The following is a 22119-nucleotide window of genomic DNA, read 5'->3' as shown; positions in this document are numbered from 1 at the left end:
AACCCGCCATCTGGCGGGTTTTGTTTCTCTTGCGTAGCCAAATTACACTTTTGGCCCGGCGCTGACTAACGCGGCACCGGCGGCGGTATCGGTGTACTTCTCGAAATTTTCAATAAACAACGTTGCCAGCTGCGTGGCTTTCTCCTGCCACTGCTCCGCAGACGCGTAGGTATTGCGCGGGTCGAGAATGCGCGTATCTACGCCCGGCAGCGAAGTCGGGATGGCCAGGTTGAACATCGGCAGGGTAAAGGTTTCTGCATCGTCCAGCGAGCCATTAAGGATCGCGTCGATAATCGCCCGCGTATCCTTGATAGAGATGCGTTTACCGGTGCCGTTCCAGCCGGTATTGACCAGATACGCCTGCGCGCCTGACGCCTGCATTCTTTTCACCAGAACTTCCGCATATTGCGTTGGATGCAGTGATAAAAACGCGGCACCAAAACAGGCCGAGAAGGTGGGTGTCGGCTCGGTGACGCCGCGTTCGGTTCCGGCAAGTTTAGCGGTAAAACCGGAAAGGAAATGGTACTGCGTCTGGCTGGCGGTCAGGCGTGAAACCGGCGGCAGCACGCCGAACGCATCTGCCGTCAGGAAGATAACTTTCGTGGCGTGACCTGCTTTGGAGACCGGTTTTACGATGTTCTGAATATGGTAAATCGGGTACGACACCCGGGTGTTTTCCGTTTTCGACGCATCATCATAATCAATGCTGCCGTCGGCGCGGACGCTGACATTTTCCAGTAGCGCATCGCGACGGATGGCGTGAAAGATATCCGGTTCAGCCTCTTCCGAAAGCCGAATAGTTTTGGCGTAGCAACCGCCTTCGAAGTTGAAAACGCCGTCATCATCCCAGCCGTGTTCATCGTCGCCAATCAGGCGGCGTTTCGGGTCGGTGGAGAGGGTGGTTTTGCCGGTACCGGAAAGCCCGAAGAACACGGCAACATCGCCTTTTTCACCGACGTTTGCTGAACAGTGCATTGAGGCGATGCCCTGTAACGGCAGCAGGTAGTTCATGATTGAGAACATACCTTTCTTCATCTCGCCGCCGTACCAGGTTCCGCCAATCAACTGGATGCGTTCGGTGAGATTAAAGGCGACAAAGTTTTCCGAGTTGAGACCTTGCTCTTGCCATTGTGGGTTGGTGCATTTCGCGCCATTCATCACGATAAAGTCTGGCGTAAAGCTTGCCAGCTCTTCTTCGGTCGGGCGAATGAACATGTTCTTCACGAAGTGCGCCTGCCAGGCCACTTCGGTGATAAAACGCACCGAGAGACGCGTGTCCGGGTTTGCGCCGCAAAAGGCGTCAATAATAAACAGACGCTTGCCGGAAAGCTGCCTGGTGACCAGGCCTTTTAGATGTTGCCAGACCTCAGGCGAGATCGGCTTATTGTCGTTCTTGCCTTTGCCTTTATCGGACCACCACACGGTATCGCGGGTGGTGTCATCACGCACAATATACTTATCCTTCGGCGAACGGCCGGTAAAAATACCGGTGTCGACGGCGACAGCACCAGAATTCGTCAGCACACCACGCTCATATCCTTCCAGGTCTGGACGGAGCTCCTCCTGATACAGCGTATCGTAATCGGGGTTGTAGACGACATCCTGAACATCGTTGATACCATAAGCCTTGAGATCCTGCGGGGTTAAGCTCTTAACGCGCATGTCACTGCTCCTTAGCCAATATGTACTGCCTGAAATTGTAGGGTTGTTTTTTACCCGCTTACCGGGACGAGGCTCATAGATTTACCTAACTCGACAAACCCAGACTGACGGAAAACACTGTGATTGTGGTCACGTAACGAGACGGATTATGGCAAAAATAGTCTCATTTATGGGGTAAATGTTCCAAAAATGGCGTAAGACGACATTTTTAACCGCGGCTTTGTGACTGTAATCGCTTTCATGAAAGTAAGTTACGTAACACTTTCATTGAGGATTTTAGCGGAAACGTGACGAGTCATGCAAAAGCGCCGCCCGCAGGCGGCGTAAGGAGGGATGTTTAGTGCACCTGTGGATCGGCAGGGGAGGCGTTGTTGCGGATCTCGGCAATATCCATCGCGTTAAACAGATAGTGGCTGCCGCAATAGTCGCAGTGCATGTCGATTTCTCCCTCTTCAGCGAGGATGCTATCCACTTCTTCGTCCGGCAGTGTCTTCAGCGCACCCGCGCAGCGTTCGCGCGAGCAAGTGCATTTGAATTCCACATCTTGCGGATCGTACAGCGTGACTTCTTCTTCGTGATACAAGCGCCACAGCACATCTTCCGCCGCCAGCGTCAGCAACTCTTCCGCTTTGATGGTTTCCGTCAGCACGGCCAGATGCTCAAAATCTTCGGCCTGCGTTTCCTGTGCCGGTAATACCTGCAGCAGCATGCCGCCCGCTGCGGGTTGGCCATCGACCTCGCCGGTGCGGATAAACAAGCGCGTTGGCAACTGCTCTGAACGCATAAAGTAATCTTCCAGACAAGCCGCCAGCGTATCACCTTCAAGACCCACAACGCCCTGATAACGCTCGCCCTCTTCCGGCGTAATGGTGATAACCAAATAGCCGTTACCCACTAGCGTTTTCAGATCCGCATTTTCCGGCACATCGCCCTGAACACGCGCCACACCGCGCATTTGCTGGCGATTGTTACCGTTGATCACCGCCAGGCTCATCGGGCCGTCACCCTGCAACTGCACGGTGATATCACCGGCAAATTTCAGCGTTGCGGTCAGCAGGCTGGTAGCAACCAGCAACTCGCCGAGCACCGTTTTTACCGGCAGCGGATAGTTGTGGTTTTCGAGGATCTGTTTCCAGGTATGGGAAACGGTCACCAGCTCGCCGCGAACAGCGTAGTTTTCAAAAAGATAGCGGTGTAATTGGTCTTGAATGGCCATGATTATCTCTCTTGCGGGTGAGCGTTATTCGCTGTCACCCAATTTAAATTTTATTAGATCGCGACGTTCTTTCTTATCCGGGCGGCGATCGGGGTGGGGCATGGTGAGCGCGTTAAGTTTGCGGGCCAGCGCCATTTTTTCGCGTTTCTCGATGCTTTCTGCCGTCTCTTCATACAGCGCGACAGCTTCATTTGCCGGTCGGCGCTGCTCCGTAATGCCTTTAATGATCACGGTTCGCTCATCATTTCCCTGACGCAGCGTGAGCGTGGCGTTCAGCTCGACGATTTTACTCGGCTTGCTGCGCTGCCCGTTGTAATGCACTTTGCCGCCGTCAACCATTTCGCGGGCAAGGGCGCGTGTTTTATAAAAACGCGCAGCCCATAGCCACTTATCCAGACGAACCTCTTGCGCAGGCTGCTGTTTCATCACATCTCCTTGAGAAGTGAGGGGATCATGCCGCGGTAGTCATTAGTGCCTGGATGGCGCAGATAACGTTTTTCCGCAAGCCCGGAATCCGGGTTGGTGACGCCCAGGCAATAGCGGATGCCAAATTTCGCCGCCGCATCAAGAATCGGTTCGCTGTCATCGATAAACAGCGTCCGTTCAGGATTAAGCCCGGTTTCCTGCGCGACAGCCTGCCACAGGCGCTGATCCTCTTTCGGATAACCAAATGTATGGGTGGAAAGTAATAAATCAAGGTGCGACGCAAGACCCGTGTGCTCAAGTTTGACCGCCAGATTATGCGGGTGCGCATTGGTCAGTAAAATGCGGCGTTTACCGCTTTTTTGTAACGCATCCAGAAACGGCACCGTATCTTCACGCAGCACCGCGCGCGGCCCCTGCTGGGTGGTCATGGCGCAAATATCCAGGCCCAGGCGTTCGCTCCAGTAATCCAGACAGTACCAGTTTAGCGTATGCTGCACGGCGTGATACTCCTGACGGAGAACGTTCTGCGCTTCTTCTGGCGTTAAGCCTTGTTTGACGCCAAAGGTTTCCGGCACCAGTTTTTGCCAGAAGAAGTTATCAAACGCGAGATCGAGAAGCGTGCCGTCCATATCCAGCAAAACGGTATCGACGTCCTGCCATGCGATATCAAGGTGCATTAAAAACTCCAGCCAGAGAAAACGTGCGCGACAGGTTAACACAGCTCGCACGACAGATCGTTAGCTGCTGAGGCTATCCTGGGTGGGCAGAAACTGGGGGTTCAGACAGCTTGCGTAATACTGCTGAATCTCTTCGATACGTGTGCGATTGCGCTGGTAACGCCGAAGCGCCAGCACACCGTTGTAAAGGCTGCAAATCACCATCGCGACCAGCAGAAGTGTGGTTCCCGCATAACGCCATAGGCCGCTGGCATCCGGCATGCGGTGCAGGCTGATGTGCCTGGTGCCGTTGGCATCGGTATAGATATTGGTAATGATCCCTTCCGCGCGAAACGGCGTCTGCATCAGCATTTGCGCCAGCCGCTGGAATTCCTTCCATTGTTCCTGTGCAGGGTAGTCATACAGCGCAATCGGCGGCCAGGGTTGATCAACCAGCTCGCTACCTTCTTCACTGCTAATCACAAAACCGCCCGGTGCCGGGCTGTTCAGCGCCTGCGCGGCGCGGGTCGTTTCCCGCATAATGAACGGCGCGGTGGAGGTGGTAACCAAATTATCCAGCGACTCGGCGCTTACCGGGCGCAGCAAGACGTTCACACCGGTGAGTTTCCCGTCGCTGGCGCGTTTGGTCAGAGTTTCCCAGTCTTTACTGTTTCCGAGGTTGACCAGCGCGTTTTTCAACCGCAAACACTCATCCTGGGCAGCACACAAATCCTGAGTTTTCAGTACGATATCGGCGAAATCATCCAGCAGCACCATGCCGGATTTCTGAATGGCTGAGCGCAACACCGGGCTCACGCGGGAATCTTCTTCGGTAGTGGGGTGAAGCTGGCGGCTGACCGCCTGAGCAAGCGCGGTGGCTTTGTTCACAATATCGGATTCTGGCAACGGCAGGGGTGGGGCGTTGTTCCAGATAATTTGCGAGCAGTCGAACGGCGTAAACGGCGACGTCTGGCGCGAGGTCCAGTTATTTTGCATGTGAATATTACACATGCCGGTACCGCTGATGCGCAACGTGTCACCAATCCGCAACCCGGCAGCTTCAAGCTGATTCACACTGCTCGCTTCAACGGTCTGCGCGCCTTTAATCCACGACACGGTAAATTTGATCGGCATATCCAGCGGCACCCAAATCAACAACATCGCCAGCACCACCAGAGAACCGATAGAAATGACGGCGCTGCGCACCCAGTGCTGCAGCGGGAAATTTTTCACTTCATCGTGCAGGGAGAGAAAACGCCCCTGGCGCACAACGTGGCGATCGAGGTAGATATCAATATCGGTTTGCTGGCCCAAATCCTGGGTGACGAAGGGCTGCCAGTGACGCGGATAAATCAGGTCGATAATACCTAACGAGATATTATTCATTTGCTCCTGATTATTCTCACCGAACAGCCCCCAGCGCTTTGGTGTGCCACGCAGACAATGAATCTCCCGCAGTGTGTTTTTAGCCGGTGGCGCATATAACCCCCAGAGCCCGGCGGCAAGCAACATCACGCCGCCGCCCGCCAGCCACGGGATAAAGACATCGGGCGAGGCCAGACAGAAGAAAAACAGTAAAAACGAGACCGAAATCAGCAGCGCTTCGCGCATGCCGTCCGGGCGGCTTAATGCATATTCTTCCGATGTTTCCCGGCGAATATTCAGCAGCTCAATTTGCTCGCTTTCTTCGCCACGGATGGCGGATTGACTCGACGAGACGCGTTCCAGTTCACCGCCGCGCTCTTCGCTCATGTATTCGCTAAGCGTATGCCCGTTAAGCGAAATAACCAGCGGCATTGAGTCGGTGCGGATCAGTTCAACATTGTTCTCGTCGGTAATGTACTGCTCCCATGAAGGGGGCAAGTGCACTTCGACGGAATCAAGGTAGTAGCGCCATTTATTCGGGGCGTCAGTGGTGATGCCATAGCGGGTGATCGAGTGCGTGACATACAGCACCGTGTTGCTATGTGCGTTAAGGCTGATGGAGACAGGGGCGGCAGTCGCGCCCGTCGGGGCGAGATTGTTTTGCGTGCGGGAGAGCGTTTCCAGATAGCGTTCCGCCGTTTCACGCTCTTCAGGTGTTAATTTACGGGTAGTCGCGCCGGTGAATGCCTGCAAATAAGGCAGTCGATACCGACGTTGCGACCTGAACCTGAAAATCCATCCGGCGAGGAATGCGCAGGCCAGCATAGCAGCGAAAAAAATCAAAATGGTGCTCATGCTTTCCCCATCTTACTTTTTCTAACAGGTGTAGTCAGTTGCACCCTTCCCGTAACAATCTAATGTGGTTGGCCTTTTAAGCAAGCAATTAACTTGAGTATTTTTAAGCGCATACCAATGTCAAAGAGAATAGCAAAACCACCCTAACGGGAATATCAGCAAATTCTTAGTTTTATTTCAAGCTATTGACTTTTGGGTTAAATTGGGAATTGATTTCGAAGAGGTTGCAGGAATGTAAATTAGCGGCAAAGTACATTGCCCAAACAGTGCGTAGTGTCGCACAATAACGAAAGTTTCTCTGCAAAGACCGATAATAATGAGCGAATCATTGCAAAAACCCACCATTCTTAACGTAGAAACGGTCGCGTCTTCACGACTTTTTAACGTAGAACGTGTGGATCTGGAATTCAGTAACGGCGTGCGCCGTGTTTATGAACGTATGCGCCCCTCTACGCACGAAGCCGTGATGATTGTGCCAATTGTTGACGATCACCTGATCCTGATCCGCGAATATGCGGTTGGCACTGAATCTTACGAACTGGGATTTTCCAAGGGTCTTATCGATCCGGGTGAGAGTATATACGAAGCGGCGAACCGTGAACTAAAAGAAGAAGTCGGATTTGGCGCAAAAGAGCTTACTTTTCTGAAAAAACTCAGTATGGCGCCTTCTTACTTCTCCAGCAAAATGAACATCATCGTGGCAGAAGATCTCTATCCTGAGTCGCTGCCGGGTGATGAACCAGAACCGCTACCGCAGGTACGCTGGCCGCTGAAGCATTTGATGGACCTGCTGGAAGATCCTGATTTCAACGAAGCCCGCAATGTCAGCGCGCTGTTTTTGGTTCGCGAATGGCTAAAAGGCCAGGGGCGGCTCTGAACGCACAAAAGAATAAATGAAAAGGGCGCATTCGCGCCCTTTTTGCTGTCTGTCAGCCGGGACAAGCCCGGCGCCGAGTTAAAACAGCTCGTGAGACTCACCGTTATCCATTAACGTGGTGCCCACTTCATGGACGGCTTGCTGCGTTGGCTGCGTCCCTTCGATAAAGTACTCCTGGCGGCTGCTACCACCGTTCGCCAGTTGGCCGGTGCTGCGGTCGATATTCACCGTCACTATGCCTGGCGGCGGGGTTAATGGCTCTTCAGGAACCCCATCCAGCACGACTTTCATATACGCATCCCAGGCAGGTTGTGCGCTTTTCGCGCCGCCTTCGTAGCCGGAAATCTGATCTTTAATCGCGCCGGAGGCGGTAGTACGCCCCAAATCCCTGCGATGATCGTCAAAGCCGATCCAAACGGAGGTCACCACACCCGGGCCATAACCCGAGAACCAGGCATCTTTCGAACTGTTCGTGGTCCCGGTTTTACCGCCAATATCATTGCGTTTGAGATCACGACCTGCGCGCCAGCCTGTGCCCTGCCAGCCGGGCTCGCCAAAGATGTTACTGTTCAGCGCGCTTTTGATCAAAAACGACAGCGGGGTGCTAATAACGTGTGGCGCGTACTCTTCGGCGCCGCTTCTTTGCACCAGCGCCTGGTTGGCTTGCTCAAGCTGCGGCTGCGGTACGGCTGCGTTCTGCTGCTCTTGTGAGGTGGCGACGTTTTCCATGTCTTTGTTTTCCAGCACGTTCGATTTCGGCGTATCGCCGTAAATCACCGGAATATCACAATCGGCACAGGCGATTTTCGGACGTACTTCAAACAGCACGTTGCCCTGATCGTTTTCGATTTTGGTAATGAAATACGGATCGATCAGGAAACCACCGTTCGCCATCACCGAATAACCGCGGGCAACCTGCATTGGTGTAAAGGAAGCAGAGCCCAACGCCAGCGATTCGGTGTGAACAATGTTTTGCGCCGGGAAGCCGAAACGCTGCAGATATTCCGCCGCGTAATCCACACCCATTGCGCGCATTGCACGCACCATCACCACGTTTTTAGACTGCCCCAAACCCTGGCGTAAACGAATCGGACCGGCATACTCGTCCGGCGAGTTTTTTGGTCGCCAGTCGGAGCCTGCGCCCGCGTCCCAGCGGGAAATTGGCGCATCATTCAGAATGCTCGCCAGCGTCAGGCCCTTATCCATTGCTGCGGTGTAAAGGAACGGCTTGATGTTAGAACCCACCTGGCGCAGCGCCTGTGTCGCGCGGTTAAACTTGCTTTGGTTGAAATCGAAGCCGCCCACCAGCGCCAATACGGCGCCGTTACGTGGGTTGATGGAAACCAGCGCCGAGTTAACGTCCGGCACCTGTGCCAGCCACCACGCGTCATCCACCTGGCGAACCCAAATCTGCTGTCCGGCCTGCACCACGTCGGTAACTTTGCGCGGCGTTGCGCCTTGTTGCGTATCGGAACGATAAGGACGCGCCCAGCGCATGCCTTCCATGCGCAAAGAGACCGAGGTGCCATCGGCCATCATCGCCGTCGCTTCTTGCGGATTGGCGCTGGTCACCACTGCTGGCGAGAGCGGGCCATAAGACGGCAGCGTTTTCAGGGAATCGGTGATTTTTTTACTGTCCCACGCCGCTTCGCCCACTTTCCACAACACATTCGACGGGCCGCGATAACCATGGCGCATGTCGTAATCCATCACGTTATTACGTACGGCGGCCTGCGCGGCTTGCTGCACTTTGCGGGTGATAGTGGTGTAAACGCGGTAGCCATCTTCGTAGGCTTTATCGCCATAGCGATTGACCAAATCCTGGCGCACCATTTCGGAAAGGTAAGGCGCGGAAAAAGCGATTTCCGGCGCATGGTAATTGGCATCGATAGCTTCACCGCGCGCTTGATCATACTGCTGCTCGGTGATGTAGCCTTCGCTCTCCATACGTGCCAGCACCACATTGCGGCGCGCGGTAGCGCGATCAAGTGAATAGAGCGGGTTAAACGTAGACGGTGCTTTTGGCAGACCGGCAATCACCGCCATTTCACTCAGCGTTAACTGATCGACCGATTTCCCAAAGTACACCTGTGCCGCAGCGCCCACGCCGTACGCGCGGTAACCGAGGTAGATCTTATTGAGATAAAGCTCAAGGATCTCATCTTTGCTCAGCAACTGTTCAATGCGGATCGCCAGGAACACTTCTTTAAGCTTACGCATCAGCGTGCGTTCCGGGCTTAAGAAAAAGTTACGTGCCAGCTGTTGGGTAATCGTACTTGCGCCCTGCGACGCACGTCCGGAAAACATCGCCACGCTGGCGGCGCGGAAAATCCCCACCGGGTCAACACCGTGATGTTCATAAAAACGGCTATCTTCCGTGGCGATAAACGCTTTAACCATTTCAGGCGGGATTTGATTCAACGTCAGCGGAATACGGCGTTTTTCGCCATATTGCGCGATCAATTCGCCGTCAGCGCTGTAGACCTGCATCGGAATTTGTAGCCGCACGTCTTTCAGCGTGGCGACGTCAGGTAGCTGTGGCTCAATATATTTGTACAGACCGTAAATCGAGCCTGCTCCCAGCAGAATGCAACATACTGCAAGGATGAATAAATACTTTACGAACTTCACTGGAGATTTCCCATTTAGAGTCATTTGGGCAGTTTATAAACAACCGCGCGGTAGTATAAAGGCAAGCCTGATGCATTGATATAGCGTCATCCAGCGAGACGATAAGGAGATCGGGATTTATGGCATTCAGGCACTGGCAAATTGGTTTGCATATTCAACAAGATGGCATCTTCATTGTCGCCCTTGCCGCCGGGCGTCGCGGCCAGGCGCTGCGCCGTTGGTGGCACCTTCCGCTATCCCCTTGCGTCGTGGTGCAGGGGCGAATAAAAGCGCCAGAAGAACTGCTCAATGTTTTGCGGCCCTGGCGGCAAACCCTACCGCAACGCCATTGCGTACGCATGGCATTTCCTGCGGGGCAAACCCTGCAAAAAAAGCTGCCGCGACCGGCAGTCACGCTGCGCGAACCTGCTTTAACAAGTTGGGTTTCGCAAGCAATGGCGCGTGAACTGGAGATGGCAGAAAACGATCTCTGTTTCGACTTCACCGAAGATGAACCCGGCAAAGCATACGGCGTTACTGCTGCACAAAATAAAGATGTGGCGTCACTGCTGGAGATAGCACAGACATTATCCCTTCATCTTTCCTCTATTACCCCGGATGCCAGTGCATTACAGCCATTGTTACCCTGGCTTACTCCACCGGCTCGTTGTCTGGCCTGGTGTGATGAGCGCCAGTGGCTGTGGGCCACGAGAGAGAGCTGGGGGCGACGTGCGCGCGAAGAGGCTGAAAATGCCGCCCGGCTTGCCGCCGTGCTTGGGCTGCCCGCAGACGAAATCGCGCAGTGTGGCGGGATGCCCGGAGGATTTGACTGCTGGAGCGCGGTCCCGTCGCGCCAGGCACCATTACCCGATAGCGGAGAACGCTACGCGATAGCGCTGGGACTGGCTGTTGCCAGGGGATACTGATGCAGCCCGTCGTGAATTTTCTCCCCTGGCGGCGTCAAAAGCGGTTGCGCTGCATTCGTCTCTGGTTTGCGGTTTTTATCGCAACAGCGGTGGTGATTGTGCCAGGCGGCGCATTATGGCGGGCATCCGCTGTGGCTGGTCTGCGCCAGGCCACGCTGTGGCAGCAATCTGATGCCGCCTTACTTGCAGGGTTGCACGCCGCTGAGCAGCCGTTGCAGCTTCGACACCAGCGCTGGCAGCAGGAGCAGGCGCAGCGATTACGGCTTCAGCGTACCGAGGCGTGGCGACAGACGTTGCTTACTCTGGCGGAAAATCTGCCGCCCAATGCCTGGCTTACTGCTTTGCGCTGGCAGCAAAACCAGCTTGAAATCACTGGCCTGGCCGGCTCTTTTAACGCATTAAGCGAGCTTGAGCAACGGTTGCAGAAAACGGCAGGGTTTCAGCTGCAACCCGCAGGCACCGTAGAGCGTGATGCGCAAGGGCGCTGGCAATTCCACTACCAACTGAACCGGGAGCGTGATGATGCTCAACCCTGATGTCTGGTTTGCTTTGTCACTACGAACGCGGGTGCTTTGTTGGCTACTCAGCTCACTTTGCGCGCTGGCACTTTTATGGTGGCTGGCGATAAGTCCAGTCAAAGAGACGCAAATGCGGCTGGTTGATCAACGACAGCAACAAAACATGAAGCTGCGCGCGCAGTGGCAAAAGTTACATGCGTTGGTGCCGCCGTCAGAATCCGTGATCTTGCCGCAACGCCGGGCATTTAGCCCGCTGGATTTTCAGTCACAGGGGCGCCAGCTTGCCCGCTGGCAGCCTGCTCAGGGGGGTGGAGAGTTAGTGCTTGCGACCGGCTGGGAAGGCGTGGTTGAGACGTTTTCACTGCTAACGGCGAGCGGCATGCAGGTTCCTGCGTTTTCATTAATGGCTGGTGAAGGCGCGCTGAATTTTACGTTGCGAGTGGAGCAGGACAATGCGAATTAGTCGTCTGTTACTGGCCGCGCTGCTCAGCCTGCTTCTGTGCGGCATGCGCGACCCTTTCCAGCCACCGCCGGATATCTGCCGAACCGCCCAGCTCAGCAACTGGCATTTTCACGGCGCGGTGGCAGGTGATCAACCGATAGGGATCGTGCGTGATACCACCGGGCGCTGGTATCGCCTTATTGTCGGCGAAACGCTGCCCACCGGATGGCGCGTTGTCGCCATTCACCAGGACGAAATGCTGATTGAGATTGGCGAAGAGTGCACACCAGCGCAATGGCGCTGGCAACGAGAAGGAACTCAACATGCGAAAATGGATAGCGAGCGCGATGCTCTTTAGCTTGCCGCTTGCCGGCGCGCAGACATCACGTGTCGTCACAATGACCGTCGACGACGTGCCAGTCACCCAGGTATTGCAGGCGCTGGTTGCGCTGGAGAAGCAGAACATGGTGATTTCACCTGAGGTCAGCGGCACGGTGTCGCTGAATCTCAAAGAGGTCCCCTGGCAGCAGGCGCTCCAAACCGTTGCCGCCAGTGCCGGATTAACGTTACACCAGCAGGGCAACATCTGGCAGGTCCATACGACGGCATGGCGGCAGCAAAAGCAGGCGGAGCAGGAGGCCGCTCAGCGCCAGCGCAAGCAGAATATACCCTTGCAAACACGCAGTTTTGTGTTGCGCTATGCCGACGCGGTAGAGCTGGCAAAAGCCGGAGAAAAACTGCTCAGCCCACAAGGGGCGATGACGGTTGATGTGCGGCTTAACCGGTTACTGGTGCGTGATAATAAAGAAGGGCTCGCCGCACTGGAAAAATGGGTCACACAGATGGATCTACCGGTCGAGCAGGTAGAGCTGGCGGCTTATATTGTCACCATCAATGAAAAAAGCCTGCGCGAGTTGGGGGTGAAATGGGGACTGGCGCAGGATAAACCCGCAGCGCGTGGGCGACTTAGCGGTGTTTCTGCCGATCTCTCGGTTCCGGATGCCAGTACGCGCGTCAGCTTTAATATCGGCAGTATCAACGCCCAACTGCTGGAGCTGGAGTTGTCAGCCCTTGAGCAAAAACAGCAGCTTGAAATTATCGCCAGCCCACGCTTGTTGGCTTCTCACCGCCAGCCGGCGAGTATTAAGCAGGGGAGCGAAATACCTTATCAGGTTGCCAGCGGCGATAGCGGTAGCACGGCGGTAGAATTTAAAGAGGCGGTGCTGGGGATGGAAGTTACACCGACGGTGCTGCCCGATAACCGTGTGCGGCTGAAGCTGCGCATTAGCCAAAATATGCCAGGCCAGGTGCTACAGCAAGCAGGGGGCGAGGCGATGGCGATTGACAAGCAGGAAATTGAAACGCAGGTAGAGGTTAAAAGCGGCGATACGCTGGCGCTTGGTGGGATCTTCTCACAAAAGAACTCCGCCGACAGGGCGCAGGTTCCTGGTTTAGGCTCAATTCCAGGTATCGGCAGGTTATTTCGCCAGGACGCCAAAGATAATGAGCGGCGCGAGCTGGTGGTGTTTATTACGCCCAGGTTGGCGGCGGTACATTAAATCTGCCGTAACTCCCCCTTTTTCAATGGAACTTGGTTCATGTGTTTGACGTGAGACATGATTTAGCTTACAAGGAGTACCGATTTGAGCGTCAGTGGTCTCCGTCGAACAATGAGCAGCATGAAGGATTGCGTGTTTATTCAGTTGCCAAACAAGCCGGAGTACTGAGATAATTTTCGATCTGACTCTCGCACTATCGCATATGAGGTTTCAGTTCATGTCCTGCTACGCCGAGTCTTTGCGAAGCGGGTTTATCATCAACGAATAGTCTTAGTAGTACCGAAAAAATGGCAGAGAAACGCAATATCTTTCTGGTTGGGCCTATGGGTGCCGGCAAAAGCACTATTGGGCGTCAGTTAGCTCAACAACTCAATATGGAATTTTACGATTCTGATCAAGAGATTGAGAAACGAACCGGAGCTGATGTGGGCTGGGTCTTCGATGTTGAAGGTGAAGAAGGCTTCCGCGATCGCGAAGAAAAAATCATCAATGAGCTGACGGAAAAACAGGGCATCGTACTGGCGACCGGCGGTGGCTCTGTGAAGTCTCGCGAGACCCGTAATCGTCTCTCCGCCCGTGGCGTAGTGGTTTATCTGGAAACCACTATCGAAAAGCAATTAGCTCGCACTCAACGTGACAAAAAACGCCCGCTTCTGCAGGTGGATACGCCGCCGCGCGAAGTACTGGAAGCGTTGGCCGACGAACGTAATCCTTTGTATGAAGAGATTGCCGACGTGACCATTCGCACCGACGATCAGAGTGCTAAAGTGGTGGCAAACCAGATTATTCATATGCTGGAAAGCAACTAATTCTGGCTTAATTCACACGCCTGCGGGTTTAAGCAACTAAGGTGGATGTCGCGTCATGGAGAGGATCACAGTCACTCTCGGGGAACGTAGTTACCCTATCACCATCGCGGCTGGTCTGTTTAACGATCCAGCTTCCTTCTCGCCCCTGAAGTCTGGTGATCAGGTTATGCTGGTCACCAATGAAACACTGGCTCCGCTCTATCTTGATAAAGTCCGCCATGTTCTTGAACAGGCTGGCGTGAAAGTGGATAGCGTGATTCTGCCGGATGGCGAGCAGTACAAAAGCCTTGCGGTGATGGACACGGTCTTTACCGCATTGTTGCAAAAACCCCATGGGCGCGATACCACACTGGTCGCGCTGGGCGGTGGAGTGGTGGGCGATTTGACCGGCTTCGCGGCCGCCAGCTATCAGCGCGGTGTGCGCTTTATTCAAGTGCCGACCACGCTCCTTTCGCAGGTTGATTCCTCTGTTGGCGGCAAAACAGCGGTGAACCACCCCCTCGGCAAAAACATGATCGGCGCGTTTTATCAGCCTGCGTCGGTGATTGTCGATCTTGATTGTCTGGCTACGCTTCCTGCCCGCGAATTATCCTCCGGCCTCGCGGAAGTGATCAAATACGGCATTATTCTCGACGGCGAGTTCTTTGACTGGCTGGAACAGAACATGGATGCGTTGCTGCGCCTTGATGGTCCGGCGATGGCGTACTGTATTCGCCGTTGTTGTGAGCTGAAAGCAGAAGTTGTTGCCGCCGATGAGCGGGAAACAGGCTTACGTGCTTTACTGAATCTGGGGCATACCTTCGGCCACGCTATTGAAGCGGAAATGGGCTACGGGAACTGGTTGCACGGTGAAGCTGTCGCGGCAGGTATGGTGATGGCGGCGCATGCATCTGAACGTCTTGGCCAGTTAAGCAAAGCGGATACGCAGCGTATAAAAGCGCTGCTGAAACGCGCAGGTTTGCCGGTACAAGGCCCGCAGGAGATGTCCGCGCAGGCTTATTTACCGCACATGATGCGCGATAAAAAAGTGCTGGCGGGAGAGATGCGTTTAGTGCTCCCGTTGGCAATAGGGAAGAGTGAAGTTCGCGGCGGAGTGCCGCACGACGTAGTACTTGGCGCTATTGCTGATTGCCAGCAGGCGTAACTATTAGAAAGGTCTGGTCACGCACCGCGTGGCGTTTAACTTCGGGCGGGATGCATGATGTGGCATACGCCTTTGTGTGGGGTGTTAAATGGATGAATTCAAACCAGAAGACGAGCTGAAACCCGATCCCAGCGATCGTCGTACTGGTCGTTCTCGCCAATCTTCCGAGCGTGTCGATGAACCGCAAATCAACTTTGATGATGTTGATGTCGATGCGGACGAACGCCGCCCTTCTCGCAGCCGCCGGGCGCGTGATGAGCGTGAAGAAGAGAGCTACGAAGAAGATGAAAACGCGTATGACGAGGAGCGCGAAGAGCGCCGTCCGCGTAAGCGCAAGAAAGCGGCAGCCGCGAAACCCGCTTCCCGTCAATATGTGATGATGGGCGTCGGCATTCTGGTTCTGCTTCTGTTAATCATCGGCATCGGCTCCGCGCTGAAATCCCCCGCACCGACAACGAGTAATGAACAAAACGCACCGGCGGAGAAAAGCATCGATCTCTCTGCAGGCAATAACAACGCCAGCAATACCGGTGCCGCAGATCAGGCAAATGGCGCACAGCCAGCACCTGCTCAGCAACCCACTTCAGGCAATGCACCTGCGCAGCAGGATGTCTCGCTGCCACCGATTTCTTCTACACCATCACAAGCTGAAGCTCCTGCCGCGCCTGCGGGCCAGCAGCGTGTTGAAGTGCAGGGCGATCTGAATAACGCACTGACTCAGCCACAAAGTCAGTCGCAGATGGATAACGCGGTGAATTCGACGCTGCCAACTGAACCTGCAACAGTTGCGCCGGTACGTAACGGCAATGGCGCTGCTGCGCGTCAGCAACAATCTGCTGCAGCTCAAAGCCATACCGCTGCGCCGCGTGCCGAACGCAAACAGATGGTGATCGAGCCGAAGGCGGTTGCTAAAGAGCCAGTGGCGAAAGCAGAACCGAAAGCCGAATCCAAACCGGTTGCTCAGCCGCCGAAACGCACTGAAACCGCCGCGACCTCGCCGGTAAAAGCGCCTGCGGTAACATCGTCACCAGTGCAAACTCAGGCTAAAGCCGCGACTGCACCTGCAGCCAGCGCCGCGCCTGCGGCAAGCGCTGCTGCCGCCACCGGGAATGTTGGAGCGTTAAAATCTGCGCCGGGTAACCACTACACGCTGCAGTTGAGCAGTTCCTCGAACTCTAACAACCTGAATGCATGGGCGAAGAAAGAGAATCTGAAAAACTTCGTGGTTTACCAGACAACGCGTAACGGTCAGCCGTGGTACGTGCTGGTGAGCGGTGTGTACGCATCTAAAGACGATGCGAAACGCGCTGTCGCGGCGTTGCCGGCAGACGTACAGGCGAAAAATCCCTGGGCCAAACCGATACATCAGGTTCAGGCCGATCTGAAGTAATGTATAAAGCGCAGGATGCTGTCGGAGCTTTCTCCACAGCCGGAGAGAGTGTAAGTAATCAGTCAGCATGAAAAAGAATCGCGCTTTTTTGAAATGGGCAGGGGGGAAATACCCCCTGCTGGACGATATCGGAAGGCATCTGCCGCAGGGTGAATGCCTTATCGAGCCGTTCGTCGGCGCGGGTTCGGTGTTTCTCAACACGTCGTTCTCCCGCTATATCCTCGCTGATATCAACAGCGATTTGATTAGCCTCTATAACATCGTTAAAGACCAGCCTGACGAGTATGTGCGCCAGGCGCGGGCGTTGTTTGCCCCTGCGACAAACCAGTCCGTGGTTTACTATCAGCTACGCGAAGAGTTTAACCAGTGCCAGGATCCTTTCCGGCGCGCGCTGCTGTTTTTATACCTCAATCGCCATGGCTACAACGGCCTGTGCCGCTATAATTTGCGCGGTGAATTCAACGTGCCTTTCGGGCGTTATAAGAAACCCTATTTCCCGGAAGCGGAGTTGTATCACTTCGCCGAAAAAGCGCAGAATGCCTTTTTTTACTGCGAGTCTTACGCAGATAGCATGGCGCGCGCGGACGAGAACTCCGTGGTCTACTGCGATCCGCCTTACGCCCCGCTGTCGGCGACGGCCAATTTTACGGCGTATCACACCAACAGTTTCAGTCTTGAGCAGCAGGCGCATTTGGCGGCGATTGCCGAAAGCCTGGTGCAAAACCGGATCCCGGTATTGATTTCCAACCACGACACGCTATTAACGCGTGAGTGGTACAGTCAGGCAAAATTGCACGTGGTAAAAGTGCGGCGCAGTATCAGCAGTAACGGTGGTACACGTAAAAAGGTGGATGAGCTGCTGGCACTCTATCGCCCGGCTCCGCGATAATTCGCATTCACCGCGCTGCCTGCCGAACCCTACTTTCTCAAGGAGATGCGGATGAAACAGTATTTGATTGCCCCTTCGATTCTGTCGGCTGATTTTGCACGCCTCGGCGAAGATACCGCCGCCGTACTGGCTGCAGGTGGTGACGTGGTGCATTTCGACGTGATGGATAACCATTACGTGCCGAATTTGACCATTGGCCCGATGGTGCTCAAAGCGCTGCGTAATTATGGCATCACCGCGCCTATTGATGTTCACCTGATGGTGAAACCGGTTGATCGGCTGATCCCGGACTTCGCCGCCGCTGGCGCAAGCATTATCACCTTTCATCCCGAAGCCTCCGAACACGTCGATCGCTCCCTGCAACTCATCAAAGAACACGGTTGTAAAGCGGGACTGGTGCTTAACCCGGCAACACCGCTCAGCTACCTGGATTACGTGATGGATAAACTGGACGTGATCCTGCTGATGTCGGTAAACCCCGGCTTTGGCGGCCAGTCTTTCATTCCACACACGCTGGATAAGCTGCGTGAAGTGCGTCGTCGCATTGATGCCTCAGGCTTCGATATCCGTCTCGAAGTCGACGGCGGTGTGAAGGTGAGCAATATCGGTGAAATTGCCGCAGCGGGCGCGGATATGTTTGTCGCAGGCTCGGCAATTTTCGATAAACCGGATTACAAACAGGTTATTGATGAAATGCGTAGTGAACTGGCAAAGGTAAGTCATGAATAAAATGCAGTCGATTCAGGGTATTGCTTTTGATCTCGACGGTACGCTGGTGGATAGCGCGCCGGGTCTGACCGCTGCTGTTGATAGCGCGCTGTATGCGCTTGAGTTACCGCAGGCGGGCGAAGCGCGCGTGGTGACCTGGATTGGTAACGGCGCGGATGTGTTGATGGAGCGGGCGTTTAACTGGGCTCGCCAGGAGCGCACCAGCCAGCGCGCGGCGCAAGGTAAGCCGGATGTGGGTCACGACATTCCACAAGAAGAGCAGATACGCATGCTGCGTAAGTTGTTCAACCGTTATTACGAAGAGACGGTGGAAGAGGGCAGTTTTCTGTTCCCGGACGTGGCACAAACGCTGGCAGCTCTGCATGCCAAAGGCTTGCCACTGGCGCTGGTGACCAATAAGCCGACGCCGTTCGTGGCACCGCTGCTGGAGGCGCTGGGTATTGCGCAATATTTCACCTTTGTGGTCGGCGGCGATGATGTGGTAAACAAAAAGCCGCATCAGGAACCGTTGCTTCTGGTGTGCAAAAAGCTCAATATTCAACCTCATGAATTGCTCTTCGTCGGTGATTCGCGCAATGACATCCTGGCGGCAAAAGCGGCTGGAAGCGTCTGTGTCGGTATGACTTACGGTTATAACTACGGCGAAGCGATTACCGCCAGTGAGCCGGACTACGTGTTCGATCACTTCAAAGATTTACTGCCCGCACTCGGGCTTTCGCACAGTGAAAATCAGGAAACGAAAAATGACTAAGCCCATCGTCTTTAGTGGCGCACAGCCCTCAGGTGAATTAACCATTGGCAACTATATGGGTGCGCTGCGTCAGTGGGTGAACATGCAGGACGACTATCACTGTATCTACTGCATCGTTGACCAGCACGCGATTACCGTGCGCCAGGATCCGCTAGCGCTGCGTAAGGCGACGCTGGACACGCTGGCTCTTTACCTGGCGTGCGGCATCGATCCGCAAAAAAGCACCATCTTCGTTCAGTCCCATGTGCCGGAGCATGCACAGCTCGGCTGGGCGCTGAACTGCTACACCTATTTCGGTGAACTGAGCCGCATGACCCAGTTCAAAGACAAATCTGCGCGCTATGCGGAAAACATTAACGCCGGTCTGTTTGATTACCCGGTGCTGATGGCGGCAGACATTCTGCTGTATCAAACCAACCAGGTGCCGGTGGGTGAAGACCAGAAACAGCATCTGGAACTGAGCCGCGATATCGCCCAGCGTTTTAACGCGATTTATGGCGATATCTTTAAAGTGCCTGAGCCGTTTATTCCAAAATCTGGCGCACGCGTGATGTCGCTGCTGGAGCCGACCAAGAAAATGTCCAAGTCGGACGATAACCGCAACAACGTTATTGGCCTGCTGGAAGATCCGAAATCGGTAGTGAAAAAAATCAAACGCGCGGTGACCGACTCCGACGAGCCGCCGGTGGTTCGCTACGACATCGCCAACAAAGCCGGTGTTTCCAACCTGCTGGATATTCTCTCTGCCGTAACCGGCCAGAGTATTGCCGAGCTGGAACAGCACTTTGAAGGCAAAATGTATGGTCATCTGAAAGGGGAAGTGGCGGATGCCGTTTCCGGCATGCTGACCGAGCTGCAAGAGCGTTATCATCGCTATCGCAATGATGAAGCCTTCCTGCAACAGGTGATGAAAGACGGCGCGGAAAAAGCCAGCGCGCGGGCATCGGAAACCCTGAAGAAAGTCTACGAAGCGATTGGTTTCGTTGCTAAACCGTAATCGTTGACACCATTAAAAAGGGCAGGTTTACCTGCCCTTTTTCTGTTTTTAAAACCATTTAAGCTTATCGCGCAGTCCCACCACGCGACCAACGATGATCAGCGCCGGGCTTTGCACCTGCTGTGCCAGTTCGCCCAGTTGCGTCAAATCACCACTCACGACTTTCTGTTGTACCGAGGTGCCGTTTTCCACCAGCGCCACCGGCATATCTGCCTGCATTCCATGCTCTATTAATTGCGCCTGAATCGTCGCTGCCTGATTCAGCCCCATATAGAACACCAGCGTTTGCTTTTCCGCAGCCAGATTGGCCCAGTCCAGCTCACCACCGGTTTTCAGGTGCCCCGTCACCAGCCGCACGCTTTGTGCGTAATCTCGGTGGGTTAACGGAATGCCGGAGTAGGCCGAACAGCCGGATGCCGCCGTAATGCCTGGCACCACCGAAAAAGGGATACCCGCGTGGCAGAGCGTTTCCAGCTCTTCGCCGCCGCGACCGAAAATAAACGGGTCGCCGCCTTTGAGCCGGACAACTCGCTTACCGCTTTGCGCTTCGCGCAGCAGGATCTGATTGATCTCCTCCTGCGGTACACAGTGATAGCCCGCGCGTTTGCCAACAAACACCCGGTCAGCGTCGCGGCGCACCAGGTTCATGATCTCATCGGAAACCAGCCGGTCATACACCACCACATCGGCTTGCTGGATCTGCTGCAAACCTTTTAAGGTCAGTAGCCCGGCGTCGCCAGGCCCCGCGCCAACCAGCACCACTTCACCACGATTATCCAGCGGCTCGGCCAGCAGTTGCTCGGTTATTTTCTCCACGGCGTTGGTGTCCTGGTTCGCCAGGGATTGCGCCAGTCGGTCGTTGACGAACAATTTTTCCCAGAAGCGGCGACGCTCGCTCATGCTGGCGAACTGTTTCTTGACCCGGCTGCGTAGTTTGCCTGCGTAATGGGCGACGTGGCCCAGATGCTGCGGCAACAGCGATTCGAGTTTTTCGCGCAGCAGACGCGCTAGTACCGGTGATGTGCCGCCGGAAGAGACCGCCACCATCAACGGCGAGCGGTCAATGATTGACGGCATGATAAAGCTCGCCTGTTTGGGCGCATCGACAACGTTACAGAAGATACGGCGCTGCTCTGCGGCATCGCTGACGCGCTGATTAACCGCTTCGTCATCCGTTGCGGCAATCGCCAGCCAACACGCGTCTAACAGCGTTTCGCTAAATTCGCCTTCAACCAGCGTCAACATGCCTTCTTCGGCCCAGACGGTGAACTGAGGAACAAACGTGAGCGCGTTAACGGTAAGCCGTGCACCCGCATCCATTAACAGCCGGGCTTTACGTTCTGCGACATCGCCTCCACCGACAAGCAGGCACTGGCGATCGCGTAGCTGGCAAAAAATTGGCAAATGGTCCACGACATTACCTCAACATTTTAGTTATTCGCTGTAGCCTGGCTTGCCACGCGGGTGACCGCAGAAGGACGCTCAGATTTCGGCGTAGCATACCAGTAACCTAACCCCATAAATACCGCACCAGAGAGAGTATTGCCAAGCGTTACCCACAGCAGGTTATGACCGATACCAGAGAGGGTATACGCCTCGCTGTGATGACCAAACCAGGAGAGGGCAAAGAGCGTCATATTGGCGATGGAGTGTTCGTAACCCGAGGCGATAAACGCCAGCAGACACCACCAGATAGCGAGGAATTTTGCTGCGCCTTCGGTACGGATTGCCATCCAGATAGCCAGGCACACCAGCCAGTTACACAGCGCGCCTTTAAAGAACAACACCGTTGCTGGCGCACTGGTTTTCGCCAGCGCTACCGCATGCACCAGACTCGTATCCACCGGTAACAAACTGCCGCCACCCCAGCTATACAGCAACGCGACGAACACTGATCCGAGCAAATTACCGAGCCAGGTTTGCGGCAAAATAGCCCACATTTGCCCGTGGCTGATGGTGCCCGCTTTGACGCCCAGCGTCAGAAACATGGTGTGACCGGTAAACAATTCAGAACCGGCGATAATCACCAGCGTTAAGGCGATACCGAACGTCGCGCCCATCACCAGCGGGCGCAATGTCGGATCAAGCAGGTTACCAAGGGTAAAAATCAGGATGATGCCGAGGCCAACATAAGCGCCCGCCATGGCAGAGCTTATCCAGAAACCCAGCGGATTTTGTGAAGAGAGGCGAGCGATACGCGCAGCGTTAGCCGCGCACTTATTAATAGTGTCGGTAAACATGATGTTGATTATCCAAAGTTAAAAGAAAATGTTTAAAAGGAAAAAATGAAAACGAAAA

General features: G+C 54.7%; 21 protein-coding genes. 13 read left to right on the top strand and 8 right to left on the bottom strand.

Annotation, left to right across the window (positions count from 1 at the left end; translation table 11 throughout):
• Window positions 1-42 precede the first annotated feature (42 nt).
• From pckA to DFO56_RS21445, 5 genes are all read right to left on the bottom strand, one after another.
• Window positions 43-1662, bottom strand: coding sequence for a phosphoenolpyruvate carboxykinase (ATP) (gene pckA, locus DFO56_RS21465; protein WP_020455551.1), 1620 nt, complete (start codon window positions 1660-1662; stop codon window positions 43-45).
• Window positions 1663-1999: 337 nt separating this feature from the next.
• Window positions 2000-2878, bottom strand: a complete 879-nt coding sequence (gene hslO, locus DFO56_RS21460; RefSeq protein ID WP_045507837.1) for an Hsp33 family molecular chaperone HslO — start codon at window positions 2876-2878, stop codon at window positions 2000-2002.
• A 24-nt stretch (window positions 2879-2902) separates the two neighbouring features.
• Entirely contained in the window at window positions 2903-3304 is a 402-nt protein-coding gene (gene hslR / locus DFO56_RS21455; protein WP_045507840.1) for a ribosome-associated heat shock protein Hsp15, read from the bottom strand.
• Window positions 3304-3981, bottom strand: a complete 678-nt coding sequence (gene yrfG, locus DFO56_RS21450; RefSeq protein ID WP_045507969.1) for a GMP/IMP nucleotidase — start codon at window positions 3979-3981, stop codon at window positions 3304-3306. The genes hslR and yrfG overlap by 1 nt, the downstream gene beginning before the upstream one ends.
• Before the next feature lie 60 nt (window positions 3982-4041).
• On the bottom strand, window positions 4042-6180 hold the full coding sequence (locus DFO56_RS21445; RefSeq protein ID WP_045507842.1) for an intracellular growth attenuator family protein: 2139 nt from the start codon (window positions 6178-6180) through the stop codon (window positions 4042-4044).
• A 316-nt stretch (window positions 6181-6496) separates the two neighbouring features.
• Between DFO56_RS21445 and nudE the strand changes: the two genes are divergently transcribed.
• Window positions 6497-7057 carry an ADP compounds hydrolase NudE gene (gene nudE, locus DFO56_RS21440; protein WP_020455546.1) on the top strand — a complete coding sequence of 187 codons (561 nt, stop codon included), beginning with the start codon at window positions 6497-6499 and terminating at the stop codon, window positions 7055-7057.
• 78 nt (window positions 7058-7135) lie between these two features.
• Here nudE and mrcA read toward each other — a convergent pair whose 3' ends face one another.
• The gene (gene mrcA, locus DFO56_RS21435; protein ID WP_020455545.1) at window positions 7136-9688 is read right to left on the bottom strand and encodes a peptidoglycan glycosyltransferase/peptidoglycan DD-transpeptidase MrcA; all 2553 of its coding nucleotides are present in this window, start codon (window positions 9686-9688) and stop codon (window positions 7136-7138) included.
• Window positions 9689-9807: 119 nt separating this feature from the next.
• Between mrcA and DFO56_RS21430 the strand changes: the two genes are divergently transcribed.
• From DFO56_RS21430 to trpS, 12 genes are all read left to right on the top strand, one after another.
• The gene (locus tag DFO56_RS21430; RefSeq protein ID WP_045507845.1) at window positions 9808-10593 is read left to right on the top strand and encodes a hypothetical protein; all 786 of its coding nucleotides are present in this window, start codon (window positions 9808-9810) and stop codon (window positions 10591-10593) included.
• Window positions 10593-11129 (top strand): PilN domain-containing protein, encoded by a 537-nt coding sequence (locus tag DFO56_RS21425; protein WP_045507848.1) that lies wholly within the window; start codon window positions 10593-10595, stop codon window positions 11127-11129. The genes DFO56_RS21430 and DFO56_RS21425 overlap by 1 nt, the downstream gene beginning before the upstream one ends.
• A complete protein-coding gene (locus DFO56_RS21420) occupies window positions 11113-11574 on the top strand; it encodes a hypothetical protein (protein WP_233500426.1) in 462 nt (153 codons plus the stop codon). Before DFO56_RS21425 ends, DFO56_RS21420 begins: the two co-directional genes overlap by 17 nt.
• Entirely contained in the window at window positions 11564-11911 is a 348-nt protein-coding gene (locus DFO56_RS21415) for a HofP DNA utilization family protein (protein ID WP_045507854.1), read from the top strand. The genes DFO56_RS21420 and DFO56_RS21415 overlap by 11 nt, the downstream gene beginning before the upstream one ends.
• Complete coding sequence (gene hofQ / locus DFO56_RS21410) at window positions 11877-13112, top strand: DNA uptake porin HofQ (RefSeq protein WP_071925237.1); 1236 nt, start codon at window positions 11877-11879, stop codon at window positions 13110-13112. Before DFO56_RS21415 ends, hofQ begins: the two co-directional genes overlap by 35 nt.
• 287 nt (window positions 13113-13399) lie before the next feature.
• On the top strand, window positions 13400-13921 hold the full coding sequence (aroK, locus tag DFO56_RS21400) for a shikimate kinase AroK (RefSeq protein ID WP_017459852.1): 522 nt from the start codon (window positions 13400-13402) through the stop codon (window positions 13919-13921).
• Between the two features lie 55 nt (window positions 13922-13976).
• The gene (gene aroB / locus DFO56_RS21395) at window positions 13977-15065 is read left to right on the top strand and encodes a 3-dehydroquinate synthase (protein ID WP_045507857.1); all 1089 of its coding nucleotides are present in this window, start codon (window positions 13977-13979) and stop codon (window positions 15063-15065) included.
• Window positions 15066-15153: 88 nt separating this feature from the next.
• Entirely contained in the window at window positions 15154-16455 is a 1302-nt protein-coding gene (gene damX / locus DFO56_RS21390) for a cell division protein DamX (RefSeq protein WP_045507859.1), read from the top strand.
• A gap of 67 nt (window positions 16456-16522) precedes the next feature.
• The gene (gene dam, locus DFO56_RS21385) at window positions 16523-17344 is read left to right on the top strand and encodes an adenine-specific DNA-methyltransferase (RefSeq protein WP_020455537.1); all 822 of its coding nucleotides are present in this window, start codon (window positions 16523-16525) and stop codon (window positions 17342-17344) included.
• Window positions 17345-17395: 51 nt separating this feature from the next.
• Window positions 17396-18073, top strand: coding sequence for a ribulose-phosphate 3-epimerase (gene rpe, locus DFO56_RS21380; RefSeq protein WP_020455536.1), 678 nt, complete (start codon window positions 17396-17398; stop codon window positions 18071-18073).
• Window positions 18066-18824 (top strand): phosphoglycolate phosphatase, encoded by a 759-nt coding sequence (gph, locus tag DFO56_RS21375; protein ID WP_045507862.1) that lies wholly within the window; start codon window positions 18066-18068, stop codon window positions 18822-18824. The genes rpe and gph overlap by 8 nt, the downstream gene beginning before the upstream one ends.
• A complete protein-coding gene (trpS, locus tag DFO56_RS21370) occupies window positions 18817-19821 on the top strand; it encodes a tryptophan--tRNA ligase (RefSeq protein ID WP_020455534.1) in 1005 nt (334 codons plus the stop codon). Before gph ends, trpS begins: the two co-directional genes overlap by 8 nt.
• A 48-nt stretch (window positions 19822-19869) precedes the next feature.
• Here the strand turns inward: trpS and cysG are convergent, their stop codons facing one another.
• Together cysG and nirC are read right to left on the bottom strand one after the other, a co-directional pair.
• Complete coding sequence (gene cysG / locus DFO56_RS21365; protein WP_045507866.1) at window positions 19870-21234, bottom strand: siroheme synthase CysG; 1365 nt, start codon at window positions 21232-21234, stop codon at window positions 19870-19872.
• A 17-nt stretch (window positions 21235-21251) separates the two neighbouring features.
• Window positions 21252-22061 (bottom strand): nitrite transporter NirC, encoded by an 810-nt coding sequence (nirC, locus tag DFO56_RS21360; protein ID WP_044489510.1) that lies wholly within the window; start codon window positions 22059-22061, stop codon window positions 21252-21254.
• Window positions 22062-22119 lie beyond the last annotated feature (58 nt).

The sequence above is a fragment of the Kosakonia sp. AG348 genome (assembly GCF_003337365.1).
In the GTDB taxonomy this organism is placed as follows: Bacteria; Pseudomonadota; Gammaproteobacteria; order Enterobacterales; family Enterobacteriaceae; genus Kosakonia.
Note: the sequence above shows the minus strand (reverse complement) of the source record. Positions and strands in the feature narration are given on the sequence as shown.